The sequence below is a fragment of the Tistlia consotensis USBA 355 genome (assembly GCF_900177295.1).
Classification (GTDB): Bacteria; Pseudomonadota; Alphaproteobacteria; order Kiloniellales; family DSM-21159; genus Tistlia; species Tistlia consotensis.
Genome location: NZ_FWZX01000001.1, coordinates 417,459 through 441,770 on the forward strand (window position 1 = coordinate 417,459; position 24,312 = coordinate 441,770).

Annotated in this window: 21 protein-coding genes and 1 tRNA gene; 2 read left to right on the forward strand and 20 right to left on the reverse strand. The window is 71.2% G+C overall.

Features of this window, described 5'->3' with window-relative positions; translation table 11 throughout:
* Nucleotide 1 precedes the first annotated feature (1 nt).
* The 15 genes from B9O00_RS01910 to miaA form a co-directional block, all read right to left on the reverse strand.
* Nucleotides 2-77, reverse strand: a tRNA-Lys gene (locus tag B9O00_RS01910).
* A 126-nt stretch (nt 78-203) separates the two neighbouring features.
* Nucleotides 204-1,364 (reverse strand): rod shape-determining protein RodA, encoded by a 1,161-nt coding sequence (gene rodA / locus B9O00_RS01915; RefSeq protein WP_085120727.1) that lies wholly within the window; start codon nt 1,362-1,364, stop codon nt 204-206.
* A 5-nt stretch (nt 1,365-1,369) separates the two neighbouring features.
* The gene (mrdA, locus tag B9O00_RS01920) at nt 1,370-3,256 is read right to left on the reverse strand and encodes a penicillin-binding protein 2 (RefSeq protein WP_085120728.1); all 1,887 of its coding nucleotides are present in this window, start codon (nt 3,254-3,256) and stop codon (nt 1,370-1,372) included.
* Nucleotides 3,257-3,280: 24 nt separating this feature from the next.
* Nucleotides 3,281-3,808 (reverse strand): rod shape-determining protein MreD, encoded by a 528-nt coding sequence (mreD, locus tag B9O00_RS01925; RefSeq protein WP_085120729.1) that lies wholly within the window; start codon nt 3,806-3,808, stop codon nt 3,281-3,283.
* A gap of 13 nt (nt 3,809-3,821) precedes the next feature.
* Nucleotides 3,822-4,697, reverse strand: a complete 876-nt coding sequence (mreC, locus tag B9O00_RS01930; protein WP_085120730.1) for a rod shape-determining protein MreC — start codon at nt 4,695-4,697, stop codon at nt 3,822-3,824.
* Between the two features lie 98 nt (nt 4,698-4,795).
* Nucleotides 4,796-5,836, reverse strand: a complete 1,041-nt coding sequence (locus B9O00_RS01935; protein WP_085120731.1) for a rod shape-determining protein — start codon at nt 5,834-5,836, stop codon at nt 4,796-4,798.
* Between the two features lie 179 nt (nt 5,837-6,015).
* Complete coding sequence (locus B9O00_RS01940; RefSeq protein WP_085120732.1) at nt 6,016-7,083, reverse strand: NAD(P)H-dependent flavin oxidoreductase; 1,068 nt, start codon at nt 7,081-7,083, stop codon at nt 6,016-6,018.
* Nucleotides 7,084-7,243: 160 nt separating this feature from the next.
* A complete protein-coding gene (locus B9O00_RS01945) occupies nt 7,244-8,818 on the reverse strand; it encodes a 2-isopropylmalate synthase (protein ID WP_085120733.1) in 1,575 nt (524 codons plus the stop codon).
* 330 nt (nt 8,819-9,148) lie between these two features.
* Entirely contained in the window at nt 9,149-10,141 is a 993-nt protein-coding gene (locus tag B9O00_RS01950; protein WP_085120734.1) for a hypothetical protein, read from the reverse strand.
* The gene (locus B9O00_RS01955; RefSeq protein WP_085120735.1) at nt 10,141-10,731 is read right to left on the reverse strand and encodes a hypothetical protein; all 591 of its coding nucleotides are present in this window, start codon (nt 10,729-10,731) and stop codon (nt 10,141-10,143) included. Before B9O00_RS01955 ends, B9O00_RS01950 begins: the two co-directional genes overlap by 1 nt.
* A gap of 70 nt (nt 10,732-10,801) precedes the next feature.
* A complete protein-coding gene (locus tag B9O00_RS01960; RefSeq protein ID WP_085120736.1) occupies nt 10,802-11,506 on the reverse strand; it encodes an ArsR/SmtB family transcription factor in 705 nt (234 codons plus the stop codon).
* Nucleotides 11,507-11,792: 286 nt separating this feature from the next.
* The gene (ilvC, locus tag B9O00_RS01965; RefSeq protein WP_268810736.1) at nt 11,793-12,842 is read right to left on the reverse strand and encodes a ketol-acid reductoisomerase; all 1,050 of its coding nucleotides are present in this window, start codon (nt 12,840-12,842) and stop codon (nt 11,793-11,795) included.
* Between the two features lie 112 nt (nt 12,843-12,954).
* Nucleotides 12,955-13,503: an acetolactate synthase small subunit gene (gene ilvN, locus B9O00_RS01970; protein WP_085120738.1), complete on the reverse strand. Its 549-nt coding sequence runs from the start codon at nt 13,501-13,503 to the stop codon at nt 12,955-12,957.
* Nucleotides 13,504-13,598: 95 nt separating this feature from the next.
* Nucleotides 13,599-15,392, reverse strand: coding sequence for an acetolactate synthase 3 large subunit (locus tag B9O00_RS01975; RefSeq protein WP_218822764.1), 1,794 nt, complete (start codon nt 15,390-15,392; stop codon nt 13,599-13,601).
* A 117-nt stretch (nt 15,393-15,509) separates the two neighbouring features.
* Complete coding sequence (miaA, locus tag B9O00_RS01980; protein ID WP_085120740.1) at nt 15,510-16,574, reverse strand: tRNA (adenosine(37)-N6)-dimethylallyltransferase MiaA; 1,065 nt, start codon at nt 16,572-16,574, stop codon at nt 15,510-15,512.
* Between the two features lie 25 nt (nt 16,575-16,599).
* Between miaA and serB the strand changes: the two genes are divergently transcribed.
* Complete coding sequence (serB, locus tag B9O00_RS01985; protein ID WP_085120741.1) at nt 16,600-17,505, forward strand: phosphoserine phosphatase SerB; 906 nt, start codon at nt 16,600-16,602, stop codon at nt 17,503-17,505.
* A 63-nt stretch (nt 17,506-17,568) separates the two neighbouring features.
* On the opposite strand, the gene B9O00_RS01990 is transcribed toward serB, so the two are convergent.
* The 4 genes from B9O00_RS01990 to hflK form a co-directional block, all read right to left on the reverse strand.
* The gene (locus B9O00_RS01990) at nt 17,569-19,080 is read right to left on the reverse strand and encodes a DegQ family serine endoprotease (RefSeq protein ID WP_085120742.1); all 1,512 of its coding nucleotides are present in this window, start codon (nt 19,078-19,080) and stop codon (nt 17,569-17,571) included.
* A 168-nt stretch (nt 19,081-19,248) separates the two neighbouring features.
* A complete protein-coding gene (locus B9O00_RS01995) occupies nt 19,249-19,446 on the reverse strand; it encodes a DUF2065 domain-containing protein (RefSeq protein WP_085120743.1) in 198 nt (65 codons plus the stop codon).
* 31 nt (nt 19,447-19,477) lie between these two features.
* Nucleotides 19,478-20,431, reverse strand: a complete 954-nt coding sequence (hflC, locus tag B9O00_RS02000; protein WP_085120744.1) for a protease modulator HflC — start codon at nt 20,429-20,431, stop codon at nt 19,478-19,480.
* A 15-nt stretch (nt 20,432-20,446) separates the two neighbouring features.
* A complete protein-coding gene (gene hflK, locus B9O00_RS02005; RefSeq protein WP_085120745.1) occupies nt 20,447-21,619 on the reverse strand; it encodes an FtsH protease activity modulator HflK in 1,173 nt (390 codons plus the stop codon).
* Nucleotides 21,620-21,761: 142 nt separating this feature from the next.
* On the opposite strand from hflK, the gene apbC reads away from it, so the two are divergent.
* Nucleotides 21,762-22,898 carry an iron-sulfur cluster carrier protein ApbC gene (gene apbC, locus B9O00_RS02010; protein ID WP_085120746.1) on the forward strand — a complete coding sequence of 379 codons (1,137 nt, stop codon included), beginning with the start codon at nt 21,762-21,764 and terminating at the stop codon, nt 22,896-22,898.
* Nucleotides 22,899-22,919: 21 nt separating this feature from the next.
* Here apbC and glcF read toward each other — a convergent pair whose 3' ends face one another.
* The gene (glcF, locus tag B9O00_RS02015) at nt 22,920-24,275 is read right to left on the reverse strand and encodes a glycolate oxidase subunit GlcF (RefSeq protein WP_085120747.1); all 1,356 of its coding nucleotides are present in this window, start codon (nt 24,273-24,275) and stop codon (nt 22,920-22,922) included.
* Nucleotides 24,276-24,312: the final 37 nt, after the last annotated feature.

The following is a 24,312-nucleotide window of genomic DNA, read 5'->3' on the forward strand; positions in this document are numbered from 1 at the left end:
GTGGTGGGCGCACAAGGACTCGAACCTTGGACCCGCTGATTAAGAGTCAGCTGCTCTACCAACTGAGCTATGCGCCCACGCAAAGCGATCGGCCGGGGTCCTGGCGGCCGGGAGCCGGGTAGATAGCAACGCGGGACGGCTTTGTGAAGGGGGAAATGCAGCGCGGCGGAGCGGCGCGCCGCCGCCCGCCGGACGGCGCCGGCTCAGGCCTCCTCGCGCAGGCCGCGGCGCGGGATGCGGACGTCGCGGTGGACCGAGACGCTGATCACCAGGCCGAGCGAGAACAGCACCGCCAGCATCGCCGTGCCGCCGTAGCTGACCAGCGGCAGCGGCACGCCGACCACCGGGATCAGGCCGGTGACCATGGCGATGTTGATGAAGACATAGAGGAAGAGGTTGATGGTCAGGCCGAGCGCGACGATCCGGCCGAAGTGGTTGCGGCTCCGCAGCGCGATCGCGAAGCCGTAGACGAAGACCAGGAAGAACAGGGTCAGCAGCAGCAGGCCGCCGACCATGCCGAGCTCCTCGGCCAGCATGGTGAAGATGAAGTCGGTCTGCTTCTCGGGCAGGAAGTTGAGGTGGCTCTGCGAGCCCTGCAGGAAGCCCTTGCCGAGCACGCCGCCGGAGCCCAGGGCGATCTTCGACTGCATGATGTGGTAGCCGGCGCCGAGCGGGTCGCTCTCGGGGTTGAGGAAGGTCAGCACGCGGTTGCGCTGGTAGCCGTGCAGGTGGCTCCAGGCCAGCGGCACCGCGCCGGCGACCAGGGCGATCACGATGGCGAACTTCCACCAGCGCACGCCGGCGGCGAAGAACACCGCGCCGGTGACCATCAGCAGCATGATCGCGGTGCCCAGGTCGGGCTGGCGCATGACCAGGGCGGCCGGCGCCAGGGCCATGAAGATCGGCGGGATCAGGTAGTGCGGCCGGCCGACGTCCTGCACGGTCAGGCCGTGGAAGTAGCGCGCCAGCGCCAGCACCAGCGCGACTTTCATGATCTCCGAGGGCTGCAGCTGGATGACCCCGAGGTCGATCCAGCGCTGCGCGCCCATGCCGATCGAGCCCATGATCTCGACCGCGACCAGCAGCAGCAGCGAGAGGATGTAGAGCGGATAGGCGAAGCGGAACCAGAAGCGGATGTCGATCAGCGCGCAGCCGAACATCACCGAGAGGCCGAGCAGGAAGCGCACCGCCTGGCGCCCGGCCCAGGGCTGGAACGAGCCGTTGGCCGCCGAGTAGAGCATCGCCAGGCCGAAGCCGGAGAGCAGGCAGATCAGCAGCACCAGGCCCCAGTTGATCGACCAGAACTTCTGGCCGACCGTCAGGGTCGGATTGCGCCTCAGGTGCATCTCGTCGAGCACGGCCATCGGCGCTAGGCCTCGTTCTGTCCGACCTGGGCGACCAGCGGCAGGGGCCGGCTGCCGATCGGGTCGCGGCGCTGGGTCTCGGTCATGATGTCCTTGGCGATCGGCGCCGCCGCCGAGGAGCCGCCGCCGCCGTGGTCGACGACCACCGAGCAGGCGTAGCGCGGCTTGTCGACCGGCGCGAAGCAGATGAACAGGCCGTGGTCGCGGCGCCGCCAGGGCAGGTCCTCGTTCTTGATCACGCCGGCCTCGCGCTCGGCCTTGGTGATGCGGCGGACCTGGCTGGTACCGGTCTTGCCGGCCATCTCCCAGCCCGGATGGTCGATCGCCGAGCGGTGCGCCGTGCCGCGCGGCGAGTTGACCACCATGTCCATGGCCTCGCGGACGATGTCGAGATGCGCCTCGGGCACGTCGAGCTTGGGCGCCGGCAGGCTGACCAGCTGGTCGGGCGCGCCGCCGCCGCGCAGGCCGCGGGTGACGTGGGGCACCACCGCCTTGCCGCCGGCGAGACGCGCGACCATGACGCCGAGCTGCAGCGGCGTGGTCAGCACGAAGCCCTGGCCGATCGCGTTGACCAGGGTCTCGCCGCCCTGCCACTGGGTGCCGATGTTGGCCAGCTTCCAGGCCCGGGTCGGGATCGTGCCGCCGCGCTCGCCCGGCAGGTCGACGCCGACCGTGTCGCCCAGGCCGAAGCGCTTGGCCATGGCGGCGATGCGGTCGATGCCGATGCGCTTGGCGGTGTCGTAGAACCAGACGTCGCAGGAGTGCTGGATCGCGCCCTGCATGTCGAGCGAGCCGTGGCCGCCGCGCTTCCAGCAGTGGAAGCGGTGGTTGCCGAGGTCCATGAAGCCCGGGCAGAAGACCTTGTGGTCGGCGCCGACCCCGGCCTCGAGCGCCGCCAGGGCGACCATCACCTTGAAGGTCGAGCCCGGCGCGTAGAGCCCGGAGATCGCCTTGTTGGACAGCGGCGACAGCGGGTCGTTGACCAGCTCCTGCCACTGCTGCTGGCTGAGCCCCAGGTTGAAGGGCCGCGGGTCGTAGCTCGGCACCGAGGCCATGGCGAGGATCTCGCCGGTCTCGACGTCCAGCACCGCCGCCGAGGCCGAGGGCTCGTTGCTCAGCCGGTTGAAGACGAACTCCTGCAGGCCGCTGTCGAGGGTCAGCACGACCTCGCGGCCGGCGTGGCCCTCCTCGCGCGACAGCTCCTTGATCATCCGGCCGACGGCGTTGACCTCGATCTGGCTGGTCCCGGCGGTGCCGCGCAGGTCCTCGTCGTGCAGCTTCTCGACGCCGCTCTTGCCGACCCGGAAGCCGGGCAGCTCGAGCAGCGGGTCGCCGGTCAGCTCCTTCTCGGAGACCGCGGCGACGTAGCCGACGATGTGCGACAGGCGGTCGCCGAAGGGGTAGTGCCGGGTCTCGCCGACGTCGATCGAGACGCCGGGCAGGTCCGGCGAGTTGACCTCGACCCGGCTGACCTGCTCCCAGGTCAGGTTCTCCTCGACCGTGACCGGCACGAAGTTGCGCTTGCGCTTGATCTCGCGGTGGATGCGCTCGCGGTCGTCGCCGGTCAGTGGGACGATCTGCCCGAGCCGGTCGAGCGTGTCGTCCAGGTCGGCGACCTGCTCGCTGACCAGCAGGACCTGGTAGTTCTGCCGGTTGACCGCGAGCGGCGTGCCGAAGCGGTCGACGATGCGGCCGCGCGGCGGCGGCAGCAGGCGGATGTTGATCCGGTTGTCCTCGGCCAGCAGCTTGTACTTCTCGGCCTCGACGACCTGCAGGTAGTACATGCGCCCGGCCAGGGCGCCGAGCAGCAGCAGCTGGCCGCCGCCCAGCATGACGGCGCGCCGCGCGAAGCGGCGGTAGCGGCCCTGCTCCTCGTTGCGGCGCTCGCCCATCGGTCCCGGCTCCCTCGGCCCCGCTCAGCGCACCGGCTCGGCGTCGCGCAGCAGCAGCTGCTGGGCGCGGCCGAAGAGCCAGAACAGGCAGGGATAGATCGCCAAGGTCACGGCGTATTGCAGCATGACCGCCGAAGGATCGACGAGGCGACCGATGAGCGCAGAAGAGAAGATCCAGATCAGCAGCTGCGCCCCGGCGGAGAGCACGGCGAAGCCGAGCCAGAGCAGCGGGAAGCCGGCGGTCGCGAAGAACTTGCGCTGGGCGCCGACCGCGGCCTGCACCATCAGCAGCGCCAGGATGCCGATGCCGAAGGGGCCGCCGCCGATCAGGTCGTGCAGCAGGCCGATCAGGAAGACCGCGCCGCTCGGCATCAGGTCGGGCCGGAAGACGCTCCAGTAGTAGACCGCGATCAGCGCGATCGAGGGCATGACCGGCGCCAGGTAGGGCGAGCGCAGCGGCGTCAGGCTGAACAGCAGCAGCAGGACGGTCAGCGCCAACGGCGTCAGGGCCCGCGCCAGGATGTCGAGACGCTGCCAGAGATTGGGCTGCAAGAGACCTCTCCGCTCAGCGGGCCGTCGCCGGCTTTCCGATGAAGTCCGCGATCAGGCCGGGCAGGTCGTAGCCGACCAGCCGCAGGTAGTCGAGGTGCTCCCAGTCGACGTAGGGGCGCACGCGTACGGAGCCGTCCGCGACCTCGGTCACCTCGCCGACCGGCAGGCCCGGCGGGAACAGGCCGCCGTTGCCGGAGGTCACGACGCGGTCGCCGACCTTCACCGAGCTGTTCGGCAGCAGGTACATCAGGCTCGGCTTCGGCGAGTTGTCGCCGGCCAGGATCGCCTTGTCGCCGGCTGCCCCGACCGCGACCGGGATGCGGCTGTTGATGTCGGTGATCAGCAGGATCCGCGAGATCTTGTCGCCGACCTCGACGACCCGCCCGGCGAGGCCGCTGCCGGTCAGCGCCGCCTGGCCCTTGTCGACGCCGGCGGACTTGCCGACCGCGACCAGTACGGAGCGTACGAAGGCGTTGCCCTGATCCGCGACGACGCGTGCGGTGACGTAGCGCTGCTCGGCGTCGGGCGCCAGCTTCATCAGGTCGCGCAGGGCGGCGTTCTGGGCCGCGAGGGCGATCGCCGAGCGGCGCCAGTCGAGCAGCCGCTGGTTCTCGGCGCGCAGCATGGCGTTGACCTCGCGCATGCGCGCGAGATCCCGCATGTCCTCCAGCGTGCCGTTGACCGTCGCGACCGGCTCCGAGGCGGCGTCGAGCAGCGGCGCCATGGCGTCGGCCAGCTGGGTGCGGGCGCGCTCGATCAGCACGGTGTCGATCTTGCCGAGCAGCATCAGCCCGAAGGCCGCGCCGACCAGCAGCAGAAAGGCGAAACGCTGGGTCCAGGCCTTGAGCGGCGTGGCCAGTCGAACGACCTTTCCGGTGCGTTTATTCAACGCGGTCCTCCCACGGCCTCCGACCCGAGAGGCCAAATCTTGGGGTTCACTTCGAACCTAGAGGATCGCCACAACAAAATAAAGAAGGAGTTAAGCACTTAGTACGTCGAAATCAGCACGTTTCTCAAAGTGCGCATCTCCTCCAGGCAGCGGCCGGTGCCGAGGGCGACGCAGGACAGCGGATCCTCGGCCAGCGAGACCGGCAGGCCGGTCGCCGCGCGCAGCACGAAGTCGAGGTTGCCCAGCATGGCGCCGCCGCCGGTCAGCACGATGCCCTTGTCGACGATGTCGGCGGCGAGCTCCGGCGCAGTGTGCTCGAGCGCGACCTTGACCGCCTCGACGATCGCCGAGACCGGCTCGGCCAGGGCCTCGGCGATCTGCCGCTCGGAGATCACCAGCTCCTTGGGCACGCCGTTCATCAGGTCGCGGCCCTTGATCTCCATGGTCGCGCCGTCGCCGTCCTCGGGCGGGCAGGCCGAGCCGATCTGCTTCTTGATGCGCTCGGCCGAGCCCTCGCCGACCAGGAGGTTATGGTTGCGGCGGATGTAGGCGATGATCGCCTCGTCCATCTTGTCGCCGCCGACGCGCACCGAGCGCGAGTAGACGATGCCGCCGAGCGACAGCACCGCGACCTCGGTCGTGCCGCCGCCGATGTCGACGACCATCGAGCCGGTCGGCTCGGTCACCGGCAGGCCGGCGCCGATCGCCGCGGCCATCGGCTCCTCGATCAGGAAGACCCGGCGCGCGCCCGCGGCCTCGGCCGATTCCTGGATCGCGCGGCGCTCGACGGCGGTCGAGCCGGAGGGCACGCAGACGATGACCTGGGGCGAGGCGAAGGAGCGCCGGTTGTGCACCTTGCGGATGAAATGCTTGATCATCTCCTCCGCGACCTCGAAGTCGGCGATGACGCCGTCGCGCAGGGGCCGGATCGCCTGGATGTTCCCGGGCGTGCGGCCGAGCATCATCTTGGCCTCGTCGCCGACGGCCAGGACCTGCTTCTTGCCCTTGACGTCGGCGATGGCCACGACCGAAGGCTCGTTGAGCACGATGCCCCGTCCCTTGACGTAGACGAGGGTGTTCGCGGTGCCGAGGTCGATAGCCATGTCGGCGGAAAGGATGCCGAGCATCTTGGACAGCATGTGGTCGTTTCGCCTTCCGTAGGGGTGAAGAGACGCCGGCCATGCCCCGATTCGCCGCGTCGCCGACCCGGCAAAGCGCATAGCGCGCTGCCGCCGGGAATGCAAGGCGGGCATCGTAGGAAGACGATGGTTAACGCGATGCTAAGGCCGCCCCGGCCGTCGCCGACGACCCGCACCGGTCATCTGCGATGGAGCGCCGCCTCCGTCTCTCGCCCCAGGCGCGCGACGATCGCCGCCGCCGGCTCGGCGCGGGCCAGGCGCGCGGCCTGTCCCGACCAGAGCGGATGGAAGTCGGGCACGCCGCGCTTCAGGCCGGCCTCGGTCAGCGGCCGGACCATCGGCCCGGGCAGCGGATAGTCGGGCACCTCGGTCTCGTGCGGCGTCATCTCGGCGACGTAGCGCGCGACCAGGGCGCGCGCCGGGCGGCCGGTGAACAGGCGGGTGACGCGGGTGTCCGCCTCGCCGGCCCCGGCGAGCGCCGCGCGGTAGAGCGCCGGCGCCGCCGACTCGGCGGCCGCCACGAAGCTCGTGCCGAGCTGCGCCGCCGCGGCCCCGAGGGTCAGCACCGCCGCGATGCCGCGGCCGTCGCCGATGCCGCCGGCGGCGACCACCGGGCAGGCGACCGCGTCGACCACCTGGGGCACCAGGGCCAGCGTGCCGACCTGGGCCCGCTCGAAGGGCGTCCTGAAGGTGCCGCGATGGCCGCCGGCCTCCCAGCCCTGGGCGACGATCACCTCGATGCCGGCGGCCTCCAGCGCGCGCGCCTCCTCGACCGTGGTCGCAGTGGCGAGGGTCAGGCAGCCGGCCTCCCTGATCGTCGCCAGCCACTCGGCGCGCGGCAGGCCGAAGTGGAAGGAGACGACGGCCGGCCGGGCCTCGAGCACGACGGCGAGGCGGGCCTCGTCGAACGGCAGGTAGCTCTCGCCCGGATCGGGGACCGCCGCCAGGTTCTCCTCGGCGTAGTAGCCGGCGAGGCGGGCCCGGAAGGCCGCGGTGCGCGCCTGGTCGTCCTGCGGGCGCTCGTGGCAGAAGAAGTTGACGTTGAACGGGCGCTGCGTCAGCGACCCGGCCTCGGCGATCTGCCCGGCCAGCGCCTCGGCGTCCAGCGTCGCAGAGCCAAGCGAGCCGAGGCCCCCGGCGTTCGACACGGCGGCAGCCAGGGCCGGCGTCGCGACGCCGGCCATCGGCGCCTGGACGATCGGCAGCTCGAGACCCAGGCGTTCGGTCAGAGCGGTGCGGACGGCCATCGCGACCTCCCTCGGTTGCCCCCCGGGATGCTTCCTGCCCGCCCGCGAGCCTGACAAGCGCTCCGGGCGGAATCAAGGCGGCGAAAGCGCGACGGCCCCGCCAGGGGGGCGGGGCCGTCCGATCGGGCCGTCGCTTCGGCCGCCGTGTCTGCGGAGCCGCCTACTCGGCGGCCTGGACCGGCGGCGCGGTCTTCTCGCGCTTGACCATCATCCTGTTGAGGCCGTTCACGTAGGCACGCACCGAGGCGACGATGGTGTCGTGGTCGGCGCCCTGGCCGTTGACGGTCTTGCCCTGCTCCTCCAGGCGCACGGTCACCTCGGCCTGGGCGTCGGTGCCGCCGGTCACGGCATGGACCTGGTAGAGCATCAGCTTCGCCTCGTGCGGCACGATGGCGCGGATCGCCTCGAAGGCCGCGTCGACCGGGCCGTTGCCCTCGGCCCTGGCGGTCTTGCGCTGGCCTTCGACCTCGAGGGTCAGCTCGGCGCTCTGCGGGCCCTTGGAGCCGCAGACGACGCTCATCTCGACGAAGCGGATGTGGTCGTTGTGGCGCACCACGGCGTCGTCGACCAGGGCGACGATGTCCTCGTCGAAGACGTCCTTCTTGCGGTCGGCCAGCTCCTTGAAGCGCACGAAGGCGTCCTGCAGCTGGTTGTCCGACAGCCGGAAGCCCAGCTCCTCCAGCTTGCTCTTGAAGGCGTGGCGGCCGGAGTGCTTGCCCATGACCAGGGTCGAGCGGGTCAGGCCGACCGATTCCGGCGTCATGATCTCGTAGGTCTGGGCGTTCTTCAGCATGCCGTCCTGGTGGATGCCGGACTCGTGGGCGAAGGCGTTGGCGCCGACGATCGCCTTGTTCGGCTGCACCGAGAAGCCGGTGATGGTCGAGACCAGGCGCGAGGCCGGCGTGATCTTCCGCGTGTCGATCCGGGTATCGTAGGGCAGCACGTCGTGGCGCGTGCGCAGCGCCATGACGACCTCCTCCATGGCGCAGTTGCCGGCGCGCTCGCCGATGCCGTTGATCGTGCACTCGATCTGCCGGGCGCCGGCGCGCACCGCGGCCAGGGAGTTGGCGACGGCCAGGCCCAGGTCGTTGTGGCAGTGCACCGAGATCGTCGCCTGGTCGATGTTCGGCACGCGGTTCATCAGCATGGCGATGAGCGCGTGGAACTCCTCGGGCACGGTGTAGCCGACCGTGTCGGGGATGTTGATCGTGCGCGCGCCGGCCTTGATCGCGCTCTCGACGCAGCGGCACAGGAAGTCGTGCTCGGTGCGCGTGCCGTCCTCGGGCGACCACTCGACGTCCTCGCAGAGCTTGCGGGCGTAGGAGACGCTGTCGATGACCGCCTGGTGCACCGCCTCCGGCTCCATCTGCAGCTTGAACTTCATGTGCAGCGGGCTGGTCGAGAGGAAGGTGTGGATGCGCGCCGCCTCGGCGCCCTTCAGGGCCTCCCAGGCACGGTCGATGTCCTTCTGGGTGGCGCGCGCCAGGCCGGCGACCCGGCTGTTCTTGACGCGGGCGGCGACCTCGCGCACGGCCTCGAAGTCGCCGTTCGAGGCGATCGGGAAGCCGGCCTCGATGATGTCGACGCCCATCGCCTCGAGCATCTCGGCGACCTGGATCTTCTCCTCCAGGTTCATCGAGCAGCCCGGCGACTGCTCGCCGTCGCGCAGGGTGGTGTCGAAGATCTTGACGTGGTTCTCGGCCGCAACGCCGGCCGTCTGCTTGTCGCTGGTCATGGTCCTGGAACCCTCCGGTCCTTCAGCCCGTCGTACCGCCGGTACCCGGGCATTTCTGGAAATGGCTGAAGGGGCCGCTGTCGCTGGCCGAAGTCCCCCGAACGCTTGCCGCCGCGGCGGCTGAAGCGCTCAGGGGCAGATAAGGAGGAGGGCCCCCGCCGGCAGGCCGAGGAGAGCGAGCGGCAGCGCCGGGGAAATGCCCCGGTCCGCAATCACCGCGCTGTCGATCCGATCGATCATGGCTCTCGTCTTTGACGGCCCAGGCCGGAAGTCGCAGGACGATATACTGCGCGCGGCGCGGTAAACAAGAGGTTTCGGCCGACGGCCGGGTCAGCGGTTGGCCAGCGTCCGCCCGGCATAGGCGTCGAGCGGCTGGCCGTCGACCCGCGCCGAGATCTGGAAGAACAGCTTCTGCAGGTTCGCCCAGCCCGGCGCCGTGCCGACCGGCTCCTGCTCCTGGGGGGCGTTGGGCGGGATGCCGAAGTCCCGGAAGACCTCGCGCAGCACCGCGTAGTAGTCGCCGCGGGGCGGTGCGGCGCTGCCGAAATCGCTCGCGATGTCCCAGGCCAGGAAGGCCAGGGTGGAGCGATAGTTGCCGAAGCTGCCGCCACCCTCCGGCGGCTCGGCCGCCTCGGCGAAGCCGTCGGCGACCTCGTTCCACATCGGCGAGAAGCTGCCCTGCAGGACGATGCCGCCGAGCGCGCCCTGGACGGCGCTCCTGATCAGGGGATAGGAGACGTCGCGCCGCAGGTAGACGATCACCGAGTCCGGCTTGCCCGCCGCGCCGGGCGCGGTGAACTTCATGTGATTGATCTGGCTGACACCGTCCATCAGCGGCAGCAGCCGCTGCGCGGCCGTGGCAATGTCCGCCGGCTTGACGTTGATGCCGATGCGCCAGTCGTTGTCGGTCGCCCGACCCTCGGCGAACTGCACCCTGTTCGCGCTCGGATTGGTCGTGCCCGTCGGATAGACGTGCAGATAGCTGGTCCTCGCCCGGCTCGCCTGGTTCGACAGCGCGACGTTGTTGCCGGCGGCCCGCTGCAGGTAGGCGGCCCGGGCCGTGGCCTTGTCGAGGACGCTCCAGCGGTCGGACTGCACCCGCACGATGCGGGTGCCGGCCGCGTCGATGAAGGCGACCAGCGCCTGGTACAGCGGCGCGTTGACCAGGGCGGCCTTCGCCGGCAGCCCCAGCGGATCGTAGGTCGAATAGCGGTTGTACAGCTGCGCGACGTTGGCCTGGGGATTGAGCGGCCCGGCGCCGGTCAGGTAGTCGAAGGCGGCCTTGCGGAACGCGCCGAAGGATTCGATGGAGCCGATGGTCATCAGGCCTCGTCCTCCGGGCGGTCGACGCCGCTGAGGTCCTCGAGCTCCTGCGCCGTCTCTTCCGAGACCGGCTCGGTCCAGCCGGCCTGCGACTGGCCGCCGCCGGTCCCGGAGCCCGTGGTGCCGCCCGTCTGGCCGCTCCCGGTCTGGCCACTCCCGGTCTGGCCGCTGCCCGTCTGGGCCCGGTCTCCCGAAGGCGCCTGCCCGCCCTGGGGCGACAGCGCCGTCCAGATCGTCCCGACCAGCGAGGTGACGTTGGTCAGCAGCTCGGCGTCCGCCGCCTCCTGCCGCTCGGCGAGGCGGCGGAAGTTCGCCTGGTCGACGGCGGCGGCGTTCTGGATCTTCGTCTGGTCGCGCTGCTTGGCGGTCTGCAGCAGGCTGGCGAGCGAGCCCTGCGCTGCCTGGAGCTGCAGCAGCACCCCCGAGGCGGCGCTGCCCGGCGCGGTGGCGTCGGCCTGCTGCGTGAGCCCGCCGAAGGCGTCGAGCGCCTGGCCGATGCTCTGCTGCACCTCGGCCGGATGGAAGCCGTTCGAGGTGTTGCCATAGAGCGTCCGATAGGTCTGGAACAGTTTCGAGTAGGTATCGGCCACGGCGGCTCGCGAAGCTCCCGCATGATTCCCCCGGGAGGACGCTCGGGCGGCCCGGCTGTGACGCCGCCGCTCAGGCGGCGCGGGCCTCGTCGAGGCGCAGGCCGAACCGGCGGCGCAGGGCCAGCTCGCCGGGCCGCGTCACCAGGATCGCCCGGCTGCCCTCTGCCTTGCGGATCCAGCCGAGCTCGAGCAGGCGGCGCTGCAGGCCGCGGCCGAGCGCGCCGGCCAGATGGAAGCGCCGCTCGCTCCAGTCCAGGCAGGGCCGGCAGAAGGGCGTGCCGCCCCCTGCTCGCGCCTCGACGCCGAGCTCGTCGAGAAAGGCCTCGCCGGCCGGCGTCAGGGCGCCGCCGTCGGGCGACAGCTCCAGGCAGCCGCGCTCGACCAGCGCGTCGGCGAGCCCGACGCCGAGCCGGCCGGCCAGGTGGTCGTAGCAGGTCCGTGCGAAGCGCAGCTCGGCATCCTTCGGGCCGGTCGGCGGCACCCGCACCTCGGGCAGGGTGCCGGCGGTCGCCTGCATCAGACTCTCGAGCAGCTGAGCGACCTCGGCCGAGGCCAGGCGGTAGTAGCGGTGCCGGCCCTGCTGGAGGACCCGCAGCAGGCCGGCGCCGGTGAGCTGGGCGAGATGGCCGCTCGCGGTCTGCGGCGTGACCCCGGCGACCCGGGCCAGCTCGCCGGCGGTCAGGGCCCGGCCGTCGAGGGTCGCGGTCAGCATGGCGAGGCGGCTCGGATCGCCGAGCAGGGCCGCCGTCGCGGCGGCGCGGGCGACTGTCACCATGGCGAAGCTCCTTCGTCGGATCGGTCGGCGCGAGGGCGGCGGCAGGGCTCACACGCCCCTCGACAGGCTCGGGACGAAGCGACTGCAGGAGAAAGCTCGTAGCCTGCTTCGTCCCGAGCCTGTCGAGGGGCGTGGCAGCGCAACCCGTGCCGCGTGCCTCGCCCGGAAAGCCCAGGATAGCGCAGGCGGCCCGCCGATGCCTCGGCGCCGGTCGAAGCATGGCCCGGAACGGAAAGCGGCCGGCCCCGCGAGGAGCCGGCCGCCGTCCCGTCGAGGCCGCGAGGCCTCAGTTCTTGGTCTTGTCGACCAGCGCCTTCTCGGAGATCCAGGGCATCATGGCGCGCAGCTTGGCGCCGACCTCCTCGATCTGGTGCTCGGCATTGCGCCGACGCATCGCCTTGAACGAGGGCTGGCCGGCCTTGCACTCCAGCACCCAGTCGCGGGCGAAGCGGCCTTCCTGGATATCGGCCAGCACGCGCTTCATCTCGGCGCGCGTCTCCTCGGTGATGATCCGGGGGCCGCGGGTGTAGTCGCCGTACTCCGCGGTGTTGGAGATCGAGTAGCGCATCGTCGCCATGCCGCCCTCGTACATCAGGTCGACGATCAGCTTCACCTCGTGCAGGCACTCGAAGTAGGCCATCTCCGGGGCGTAGCCGGCCTCGACCAGCGTCTCGAAGCCGGCGGTGATCAGCTCGCAGAGGCCACCGCACAGCACGACCTGCTCGCCGAACAGGTCGGTCTCGCACTCCTCCTTGAAGGTCGTCTCGATGACGCCGGCGCGCGCGCCGCCGATCGCCGCCGCGTAGCTGAGGCCGAGCTCGTGGGCGTTGCCCGAGGCGTCCTGGGCGACCGCGATCAGGCAGGGCACGCCGCCGCCGCGCAGGTACTCGCTGCGCACCGTATGGCCCGGGCCCTTCGGCGCGATCATGAAGACGTCGATGTCCGGCCGCGGCTCGATCAGGTTGAAGTGGACGTTGAGGCCGTGGGCGAAGGTCAGGGCGGCGCCCTCCTTCATGTTCGGCGCCAGGTCGTCCTTGTAGATGTCGGCCTGCAGCTCGTCGGGGGTCAGCATCATGATGACGTCGCCCCACTTCGCGCCCTCGGCCGGCGTCATGACCTTGAAGCCGGCGTTCTCCGCCTTCTTGCGGGTCGCCGAGCCCTCGCGCAGCGCGATCGCGACCTCGGTGACTCCGCTGTCCCGGAGGTTCATGGCGTGGGCGTGGCCCTGGCTGCCGTAGCCGACGATGACGACCTTCTTGCCCTTGATCAGGTTCGCGTCGGCATCGCGATCGTAATAAACGCGCATCGCTTTCGTTTCCTTCCGTCGATCGGTCAATTCATTGCCGCGCGAGCCCGTCCCGCGCAGGAAAAGTTCGGCGGCGTTCTAGCCGCCGCGGGTCATCGGCGCAACGACGCTGGCGGCAAAGCCGCCATTCGCGCCGCCATTCCTAGAGCCCCTTGGCGCCGCGCAGGATGGCGACGACGCCGGTCCGCGCCAGCTCGACCAGGCCGAGCGGCCGCATCAGCTCGATGAAGCGGTCGACCTTGTCGCTGCGGTGCTGGATCTGGAAGACGAAATAGTCGAGCCCCGCGTCGACCACCTCGGCCTTGAAGATGTCGGCGATGCGCAGCGCCTCGACGCGCTTCTCGCCGGTGCCGGCGACCTTGACCAGGGCCAGCTCGCGCTCGACGAAGCCGCCGGCCATGGTCAGGTCGCGGACCCGGTGCACCGGCACCAGGCGGTCGAGCTGGGCCTTGATCTGCTCCAGGATCTGCGGCGTGCCGCTGGTCACCACGGTGATGCGGCTGAGCCGGTTCTCCTGGTCGACCTCGCTGACGGTCAGGCTCTCGATGTTGTAGCCGCGGCCGGAGAACAGGCCGATGACCCGGGCCAGGACGCCCGGCTCGTTGTCGACCAGCACGGCGATGGTGCGCTTCTCGATCTGCGGCTCGCCGATCGCGGCGCCGTAGACGCTCGGTTGGATGCTCGAGGGCATGGGACGATCTTTCGTTCTTATGGTCTTGTTGCCGAGGCAGGGGCCGGAAGGCTGCCCTGGAGGCGGCAGGGGCCGCCCCCGTCACGGGCAGGCGGTCATACGAGGACCATGCCCTCCTCGGAGATCGGCTTGGCGGCCTGATCGTTCGGCCCGAGCAGCATCTCGTAGTGCGCCGCGCCCGAGGGGATCATCGGGAAGCAGTTCTCGTCCTGGGCGACGCAGCAGTCGACGATCACCGGCCCCGGCGTGTCGAGCATCTCCTGGATCGCGGCCTCGAGCTGGCTCGCCTTGGTCACCCGGATGCCGTGGGCACCGAAGGCATCGGCCAGCTTGACGAAGTCGGGCAGGGAGTCCGAGTAGCTCTCGGAATAGCGCTTGCCGTGCAGCAGCTCCTGCCACTGCCGGACCATGCCCATCCACTGATTGTTGACGACGAAGGTCTTCACCGGGAGCTTGTACTGGGCCAGCGTCGAGAGCTCCTGGATGTTCATCAGGATCGAGGCCTCGCCGGCGACGTCGATGACCAGGCTCTCGGGATGGGCGACCTGCACGCCGAGCGCCGCCGGCAGGCCGTAGCCCATGGTGCCGAGGCCGCCCGAGGTCATCCAGCGGTTCGGCTCGTCGAACTTGAAGTACTGCGCCGCCCACATCTGGTGCTGGCCGACCTCGGTGGTGATGTAGAGGTCGCGCCCGCGGGTCATCTCGTAGAGCCGGCGGATCGCGTGCTGCGGCTTGATGACGTCGCCGGCCTGGGTGAAGGCCAGGCAGTCCCGGCTGCGCCACTGCTCGATCTGCTGCCACCAGCCCTCGAGCGCCTTCTTGTCGAGCGACAGGCTGCGCTTGCGCCACAGGCGGTTGATCGCCTCCAGCGTCGTGCCAACGTCGCCGATCACCGGCAGGTCGACCATGACGTTCTTGTTGATCGAGGAGGGGTCGATGTCGATGTGGATCTTGGTCGAGCCCGGCGAGAAGTCGCTGAGCCGCCCGGTCACGCGGTCGTCGAAGCGGGCGCCGACGCAGAGCATGACGTCGGCGCTGTACATGGCCAGGTTGGCCTCGTAGGTGCCGTGCATGCCGAGCATGCCGAGGAACTGCGGGTCCGTGCCGGGATAGCCGCCCAGGCCCATCAGGGTATTGGTGATCGGCGCGCCGGTCATGCGCACGAACTGGCGCAGCGCCTCGCAGGCCGAGGGCCCGGAGTTGATGACGCCGCCGCCGGCGTAGACGATCGGCCGCTTGGCGCGGGCCAGGATATCGACTGCCTTCTCGACCGCCAGCGGGTCGGGCTCGGTCTGCGGCCGGTAGCTGCGGTGGCTGACCGACTCCTTCGAGAGGTAGGCCCCCTTGGCCTGCAGCACGTCCTTCGGCAGGTCGATGACGACCGGCCCGGGGCGCCCGTTGGCCGCCACGTAGAAGGCCTCGTGGACGGTGCGCGGCAGGTCGGCGACCGACTTCACCAGGTAGTTGTGCTTGGTGCAGGGCCGGGTGATGCCGGTCGTGTCGGCCTCCTGGAAGGCGTCGTTGCCGATCAGATGGGTCGGCACCTGGCCGGTCAGGCAGACCACGGGGATCGAGTCCATCAGGGCGTCGGTCAGGCCGGTCACGGCGTTGGTCGCGCCCGGCCCGGAGGTCACCAGCACGACGCCGACCTTGCCGGTCGAGCGCGCGTAGCCCTCGGCGGCATGGACCGCGGCCTGCTCATGGCGGACCAGGATGTGGCGCAGCGCGTTCTGCTGGAACAGCGCGTCGTAGATCGGCAGCACGGCGCCGCCCGGATAGCCGAATACGACCTCGACCCCCTGCTCGACCAGCGCCTTGATCAGAAGCTCGGCGCCGTTCGGCAGGTCGGGGGTCGTCTCGGTCTTCGGCTCCTGGGTGGTCGCGCTCATCGCTTTCCGGTCCATCGAACTGTCGGTTGACCCCGCCGCGGCTGACGGTCCTTTCGTGCGGCGGAGCAAAGGCTACCCTGCACCGCATCGCGTGCGACGCAGTGGGGAGGCGGGACCCTAAGCCTCTTGCTGCAGTGCGGTCAACAGAAAGCGACGAAGATTCGAAAAGATTTCCTCGATTCGGCTTTCCGAAAATTGCGACGGGATGACAAACCGGGTCGTTTTCTGTCCCAATTTGCCGCTAACCCCTTGATCTGGCAGCATCTGGCCGCGCAGCCAGGTGATCTGGCGCTTGGCGTAGCGGCGCGTCGCCGTCTGCCCGGCCGCGACCGCCGCGGCGAGGCTCGTCTCGCCGCGCAGGTGCGCCGCCAGCTCCGGCAAGCCGACCGCCTTCATGGCCGGCAGCGCCGGATCGAGCCCCTGGGCGAGCAGCGCCGCGACCTCGTCGAGCGCGCCGGCCTCGACCATGGCGGCGAAGCGCGCGTCGATCGCCGCGTTGAGCGGGCCGCGCTCCGGCAGCAGCACGAGGCTGCAGAAGCGCCAGGGCGGCACGGCCCCCGCCCCGCGCTGCCCGTCCTCGCGCTGCCAGTCCTCGCGCTGCCAGTCGGCGAGCGGCCGGCCGGTCGCCTCCAGGACCTCCCAGGCGCGCAGCTGGCGCTGCCGGTCGTTGGGATGCAGCTTCGCGCTCGCCGGATCGCGCGCCAGCAGCTCGGCGCGGAAGCCGGCCGGGCCGAGCGCCTCCCAGCGCGCCGCCGCCGCCGCACGGACTGTCGGCGGCACCGGCGGCACCGGCGCGATGCCCTGCTGCAGGGCCTTGAGGTAGAGCCCCGTGCCGCCGACCAGGACCGGCAGCCGGCCGGCCGCGGCGGCCTCGTCCATGGCCGCGAGCGCGAGGTCGCGCCAGCGCCCGGCCGAGCAGCGCTCGGCGGCCGGCAGCACGCCGTAGAGCCGGTGCGGCGCGCGTGCCAGCTCGGCCGGGCCGGGCCGGGCAGTCAGGATCTCCAGCTCGCGGTAGACCTGCAGGGCGTCGGCGTTAATCACCGTGCCGGCGAAGGCCTCGGCGACGGCCAGGGCCAGGCCGGACTTGCCGCTGGCGGTCGGCCCCGCGACGATCACCGCCGGTCGGATCGGCCGCCCGGCCGCGGGCGGGGCGCCTGCCCGATTGTCGCTTGAAGCAGTCATGGCCGGCCCTCTATAGGACGGCGCCATGAGCTTTGTCGTCACCCTGCTCGCCGATCCCCTGGGCACGCCGATCTCCGACGCCGAGGTCGAGGAGGCACGGGGCACCCTGGGCCGCGCCGGCGCCGAGCCGGGCCGCCCGGACTGGCTGGCGCCGGGCATCGCCTGCGACCTGGCCTTCGCGGGACTGGCGCCCGAGGCCGCCGAGACCGCGCTGCGCGTCGCCTTCGACGGCCGGCCGATCGACCTCGGCGCCCAGCCGCTGGCCGGGCGGCGCAAGCGGCTGCTGGTCGCCGACATGGAATCGACGATCATCGCCCAGGAGATGCTCGACGAGCTGGCCGAGCGGCTGAACCTGCGCGCCGAGATCTCGGCGATCACCGAGCGGGCGATGCGCGGCGAGCTCGACTTCGAGGAGGCGCTGGCCGAGCGCGTCGCCCGCCTCGCCGGCCTCGAGCTCGCGACCCTGGAGGCGGCCGCCGCGGCGATCACGCTGAATCCCGGGGCCACCGAGCTGATCGGCACGATGAAGGCCGGCGGCGCCGAGACCGCGCTCGTCTCGGGCGGCTTCCGCTACTTCGCCGAGCCGATCGCCGCGGCGCTCGGCTTCGACCACTGCCGGGCCAACAGCCTGGAGATCGAGCAGGGCCGGCTCAGCGGCCGCACGCTCGGGCCGATCCTCGGGCGCGAAGCCAAGCTGCAGACGCTGAACGAGCTGCTCGCGGCGCGGGGCCTGGCCGCCGACGCCGCCTGCGCCGTCGGCGACGGCGCCAACGACCTCGCCATGCTGCGCGCCGCCGGGCTGGGCGTCGCCTATCGCGCCAAGCCGGTGGTGCGCGCCGCGGCGCCCTTCCGCCTCGACCACGCCGACCTGACCGGCCTGCTCTACCTGCAGGGCTACCGGCGCGACGAGTTCGTCAGCGCCGGCAACTGACCAGGGCCAGCGACCGAGGGCCCGCCGCCGGGCCGGCCCTCAGCGCTCCCCGCCGGGCGTCCTTCAGCCCTTCTTCTGGACCTTCAGCGGCACCCACTGGCGCTCGCCGCCGCGCTGGATCAGCAGGGTCGCGGTGCTGCGGCCCTCCTTGCGCGTGGCCTCCAGCTCCTTGGCGACGTCGGCCGGCTCGGCGACCGGGTTCTGGTTGACCTCCAGGATCACGTCGCCCTGGCGCAGACCGCGCTCGTCGGCCGGGCTGTCGGGCTTGACCTCGGTCACCAGCACGCCGTCCAGGTCCTGCTCCAGGCTGTATTTCTGGCGCAGGTCGTCGGTCAGCGTGGCAAGGCCGAGGCCGAGGTCCTTGAGGTCGGCGCTGCCCGGCGCCTCGGGCGCCGGCTGCCCGGACTCGGCCGCGGCGATCTGCGCCTCGTCGAGCCGGCCGAGCTGGACCTGGATCGTCTTCTCCTCGCCCTTGCGCACGACCTTGACCGGCACGGTCTTGCCGATCGCCGTCTGGGCGACCATGCGCGGCAGCTCGCTCATCTCGCCGACCGGGCGGCCGTCGAACTCGACGATCACGTCGCCGCCGGCGATGCCCGCCTTCTGGGCCGGGCCGCCCGGCGTCACCGAGGCGACCAGGGCGCCGTGCGCCGAGCCCAGGCGCAGACCCTCGGCCAGCTCGGGCGTCACGGTCTGGATGCGCACGCCGAGCCAGCCGCGGCGCACCTCGCCGTACTGGCGCAGCGAGTCGATGACGCTGCGCGCCATCGCCGAAGGCACGGCGAAGCCGATGCCGATCGAGCCGCCGGTCGGCGAGTAGATCGCCGTGTTGATGCCGACGACCTCGCCGTCGGTGTTGAACATCGGGCCGCCGGAGTTGCCGCGGTTGATCGCGGCGTCGGTCTGCAGGTAGTCGTCGTAGCGCCCGCCGATCTCGCGGCCGCGCGCCGAGACGATGCCCGCCGTCACGGTACCGCCGAGGCCGAAGGGGTTGCCGATGGCGACGACCCAGTCGCCGATCCTCAGCTTGTCGGAGTCGCCCCAGCGGGTCGCGTGCAGCTTGTGGCCCGCCTCGACCTTGAGCAGGGCCAGGTCGGTGGCCTGGTCGGCACCGACCAGGGTCGCCGGCAGGATCGTGTTGTCGGTCAGGCGCACCGAGATCTCGTCCGCGCCCTCGACGACGTGATTGTTGGTCACGATGTAGCCGTCGGCGTCGATGATGAAGCCGGAGCCGAGCGCGTTCTCGCGCCGGCGCGGCGCCGGCTCGGCGCCGGGCCCGCCCTTCTGGCCGCGCTTCTCGAGGAACTGGCGGAACAGGTCCTGGAGCTCGTCGGGGATGCCGTCGGGCAGGGCGTCGCCGAGGCCCTGGCCGTCGGACTGGTTGTCCGGCGCGGTGATCGAGGTCTGCACGTTGACGACGGTGTCGAGCAGCGGCGCGACCAGGTCGGCGAAGCTCTCCGGCGCCGAGCGCGCCGCCGCCGGCGCGGCTGTCGCCAGGCAGGCGGCGGCCACGACGACGAGCGCCGGTCCGAGGCGACGGATCGGCGCGGCAACGGTCTGGGTCAGGTTGGGCATCTGTCGGTCCCTAAGCTCCCTCGGCGAGGGGCGGCCGGCGGTCGGCGGCCCCCCGATCTGTTCGAAGTTCGTCCACTTCGCTCCAAGATGGTCCGCTCTGCCCCCGAGGGCAACGGCTGCCGCAACGGCCGGTGGCGAAGCGGTGCCCGGCCGCCGCCGGCCCCGGGCTCATGCGAGCAGCAACCACAGCACGAAGAAGCCGAACAGGGCCGACAGCAGCCCGCCCCAGCGCAGCGCCTCGGGCGGCACCTGGGCCAGCTGCTCGAGCAGGCGGCGGGGCGCGCCCGGGGCGATCGCGACGAACAGCCCTTCCAGGACCATGACCATGGCCAGCGCCGCGATCAGCAGCGTGCCGAAGTCGATCATCGCGCGGCACCGCCGGCCGCGCCCCGGCGGCTCATTGCGCCGCCGCGGCCGGCTCCGGCTTGGACGCCCCGCCGGCAGGCGCCTGGGACGATCCGGTGGCGGCGGGCTTGCCGGTCTCGCTGTTGAAGTAGCGGAAGAACTCGCCCTGCGGCGGCAGCACGAAGCGCGTGTTGTCGGACTTCAGGGCTTGGTCGTAGGCCTGCATCGAGCGGTAGAACGCGAAGAAGCTCGGATCCTCGCCGAAGGCCTTGGCCAGGATCGTCGTGCGCTCGGCCTCGCCCTCGCCGCGCAGGATCTCCGACTGACGCTGCGCCTCGGCCTGGATGACCGTCGCCTGGCGGTCGGCCTGGGCGGTGATCGTCTGGAACTGCTCCTCGCCCTGGGCGCGGAACTCCGCGGCGTCGCGCTCGCGCTCGGCACGCATGCGGGCATAGACCGCCTGGCTGACCTCGGGCAGCAGGTCGGCGCGCACGATGCGCACGTCGAGCACCTCGATGCCGAAGTTCGACTGCTCGGTGTTGACCGCGTCGTTCACGTTCTTGGTGATCTGCTGCATCAGCTTGTCCCGCTCCTCCGAGAGGATGGTCGGCAGCAGGACCGTGCCGAGCACGCTGCGCAGCGCGTTGTTGACGATCGGCTCCAGGCGGTTGCGCAGGTTGGCCTCGGAGATCGCGACGCGGATGAACTGCTGCGGCGCGACGATGCGGTAGCGCACGAAGGCGTCGACGATCAGCCGGCGCTGGTCGGCCAGCACGATGGTCTCGGCCTCGGGATCGAGGTTGAGCACGCGCTTTTCCAGGTAGCGGACCTCCTGGATGAACGGCACCTTGAAGTGCAGCCCGGGCGTCGAGACGGTCCGCTGGATCGCGCCGAACTGCACGATCACGGCCTGCTGGGTCTGCTGGACGGTGAAGGTGGCGGAGAACACCAGGATCGCCAGGACGACCAGGAGGATGCCGCCGATCAGAAGCGCATTGGATCGCATGGTTTGGCCCTCCGCCTACTGCTGCTTGCCGGACGTCGAGCCGGCGCTGCTGCCGGACTGCGGCGTCAGCAGGCGGTCGAAAGGCAGGATCGGCTGCGCGCCGGTCTTGCCGTTGCCGAGGTCGAAGATGACCTTGTCGGAGCGGCCGAGGACCTTCTGCATGGTCTCCAGGTAGAGCCGCGTGCGGGTCACGTCCGGGGCCTGCTTGTAGGCGTCGTAGACGCTCTTGAAGCGGGCGGCCTCACCGGTCGCCTCGGCGACGATGCGCTGCTTGTAGGCCTGGGCCTCCTCGATGGTCCGCCGCGCCTTGCCGCGCGCCTCCGGGATCACCCGGTTGCGGTAGGCGTCGGCCTGGTTGCGCTTGGTGTCGAGGTCCTGGCGGGCACGCTGCACCTCCTCGAAGGCGTCGGCGACCGGCTCCGGCGGCTGGACGTTCTGCATGTTGACCGCGGTGATGGTCACGCCGGCCTCGTACTCGTCGAGGATGCGCTGCAGCGTGTCGCGGGTCCTCTGGGCGACCGCCTCCTTCTCCGTCGCGATCAGCGGCAGGATGTCGGTGCGGCCGACGATCTCGCGCATCGCGCTCTCGGCGGCCAGCTTGATGGTCAGCTCGGGGTCGCGGATGTTGAACAGGAACTTGCCGGCGTTGAAGATGCGCCACTGCACCGAGAAATCGATGTCGATGATGTTCTGGTCGCCGGTCAGCATCAGGCTTTCCTTCGGCAGGTCGGAGACCGTGCCGGTGTTGCGCGTGGTGCCGCCGCGCATCACGTAGCCGATCTCGATCTGCCGGACCTCGTCGACCTGCGGCGTGATCTGCGTCTCGATCGGCCAGGGCAGATGCCAGTGCAGGCCCGGCTGCGCCAGGTCCTCCTGGTTGACCCACTTGCCGAAGCGCAGCACGACGCCCTGCTCGCCCGGATTGACGCGGTAGATGCCGGTCGCCAGCCAGATCGCGAGCAGCGCGACGACCAGCAGGAGCCAGAGCAGGTTGCTCGGTCCGCTGGGGAACAGCTGGCGCAGCCGGTCCTGGCCCTTGCGGATGACGTCCTCGAGATCGGGCGGCTTGGGGCCGCCGAAGCCGCCGCCCCCGCCGCCGCCGGACGGAGGCCGTCCCCACGGGCCGCCCCCGCCGCCGGAGCCGCCGCCCCATGGTCCACCACCTCCGTTGGACGATTGCCAGGGCATCCCCGATCTCTCCCGCTTTCGCTGATTTGATTTCTCCGGCGTCTTGTGGGAATGACGCCGGGCGGACCCCATATCCGTCCCCGAGCGGCTGCTGCCGCCATGAGTGTCCCGGGATATCGTGTAACAGGGAGAGAATTCAAGGATGAGCGGACCGAGCGAGAGCCAGGTGCTCGAGGCCTTGAGGCAGGTCAAGGACCCCGACAGCGGCAAGGATCTCGTCTCGGCGGGCATGATCACGGGCCTTGTCGTCAAGGACGGCAACGTCGGTTTCGCCGTCGAGGTCGACCCCCGGCGGGGCCCGCAGCTCGAGCCTCTGCGCAAGGCCGCGGAGAAGGCCGTCGAGGCGCTGCCGGAGGTGCTGTCGGTGACCGCGGTGCTGACCGCCCACAAGCCCGGCGCCGGCCAGGCTGCCCCGGCCGCACAGGCGCCGGGGCCGGCCGCGCGCCAGGCCTCCGGTCCCGGCGCCCAGCGGCCGATGGTGCCCGGCGTCAAGGCGATCGTCGCGGTCGCCAGCGGCAAGGGCGGCGTCGGCAAGTCGACCACGGCGACCAACCTGGCGCTCGCGCTCTCGACCCTGAAGCTGAAGGTCGGCATCCTCGACGCCGACATCTACGGCCCCTCGCAGCCGCGCATGATGGGCATCACCGGCCGCCCCGGCTCGCCGGACGGCAAGACCCTGACGCCGATGGAGAACTTCGGCGTCAAGTGCATGTCGATGGGCTTCCTGATCGCCGAGGACACGCCGATGATCTGGCGCGGCCCGATGGTCCAGTCGGCGCTGTCCCAGATGCTGCGCGACGTCGACTGGGGCGAGCTCGACGTCCTGGTCGTCGACATGCCGCCGGGCACCGGCGACGCGCAGCTGACCATGGCCCAGCAGGTGCCGCTGGCCGGCGCGGTGATCGTCTCGACGCCCCAGGACATCGCCCTGCTGGACGCGCGCAAGGGCCTCAACATGTTCCGCAAGGTCGACGTGCCGGTGTTCGGCATCGTCGAGAACATGAGCCTCTACCTCTGCCCGAACTGCGGCCACGAGGCCCACATCTTCGGCCACGGCGGCGCGCGCAAGGAGGCCGAGAAGCTGGGCATGGACTTCCTCGGCGAGCTGCCGCTCGACATCGAGATCCGCGAGACCTCGGACAGCGGCCGGCCGATCGTCGTCTCCCACCCGGACAGCCCGCACGCCAAGGCCTACGTGGCGATCGCCGAGAAGGTGCGCGACAAGCTGTTCGGCGCCGGCGCCAGGCCGCGCCAGGCCCCGAAGATCGTCATGACGTAGCCTGCGGCGGGCCCGTGCCCGCTATTGCGCGGCCTGCGCCGGCGTCTCGCCCCCGGCCGTCGCGGCGAAGGCCGGCTCGCCTTCCAGCGCCTTCGGCAGCGGGCCGCCGGTCGCCCAGTCGAGCAGCCCGACGGTGTGCACGACCGGCAGGCCGGTGCCACCGGCGATCTGGGTCATGCAGCCAATGTTGCCGGTCGCGATCGCCAGGGCGCCGGTGCGCTCCAGGTTGCCGGCCTTGCGGTCGCGCAGGCGCCCGGCGATCGCCGGCTGCAGCAGGTTGTAGACGCCGGCCGAGCCGCAGCAGAGATGGCCCTCCAGCGGCTCCCGGACGGCGAAGCCGGCGGCCTGCAGCAGCGCCTTCGGCTGGCGCCGGATCTGCTGGCCGTGCTGCATCGAACAGGCCGAGTGGTAGGCGATCGCCTGGCCGGTCTGGCGCCGGACCTGCAGCGCGCCCAGCTCGTCGAGCAGCTCGGTGACGTCGCGCGTCAGCGCCGAGATCCGCACCGCCTTGTCGGCATGGGCCGGCTCGAGGCGCAGCATGTGGCCGTAGTCCTTGACCGTGGTGCCGCAGCCCGAGGCGTTGATCACCACGGCATCGAGTCCCTCGCCCTCGAGCTCCCGGCTCCAGGCGTCGACGTTCGCCCTGGCCGAGGCCAGGGCCGGCGCCTCGCGGCCCATGTGATGGGTCAGCGCACCGCAGCAGCCGGCGCCCCTGGCGATCACGACCTCGACGCCATGGCGGGTCAGCAGCCGGATCGTCGCCTCGTTGATCTCCGGCGCGAGCACCTGCTGGGCGCAGCCGGCGAGCAGGGCGACGCGCATCCGCCGCGGCCCCTCGGCCGGGAAGACCTGCGGCCGGTCGACCGGCGAGGGGCTGGGCAGGCGGGCCGGCGCCAGGGTCAGCATCGCCTTCAGCCGGCCGCCGAACAGGCCGCCGGCGAGGCCGGCGAAGGGCCTGGCGAACCAGGCGGCGAGCAGCGCCAGGCGGAAGGCACCGGGACGTGGCAGCAGCCAGGCCAGCAGCGCGCGCAGCAGGCGGTCGGCGGCCGGCCGCTCGTAGCGCTCCTCGATGCGCGCGCGCGCCTGGTCGACCAGGTGCATGTAGTGGACGCCCGAGGGGCAGGTGGTCATGCAGGACAGGCACGAGAGGCAGCGGTCGATGTGGGTCACGGTCCGCACGCTCGGCGTGCGGTCGTTCTCCAGCATGTCCTTGATCAGGTAGATTCGGCCGCGCGGGCTGTCGAGCTCGTCGCCGAGCAGCACGTAGGTCGGGCAGGTCGCCGTGCAGAAGCCGCAGTGCACGCAGGCGCGCAGGATGTCGTTGGCCTCCGCGACCTCGGGATCGGCGAGCTGCGCAAGGGTGAAGCTGGTCTGCATCGGATGGATCTTCCGTTCGCTGGCGGTGCCCGGCCCG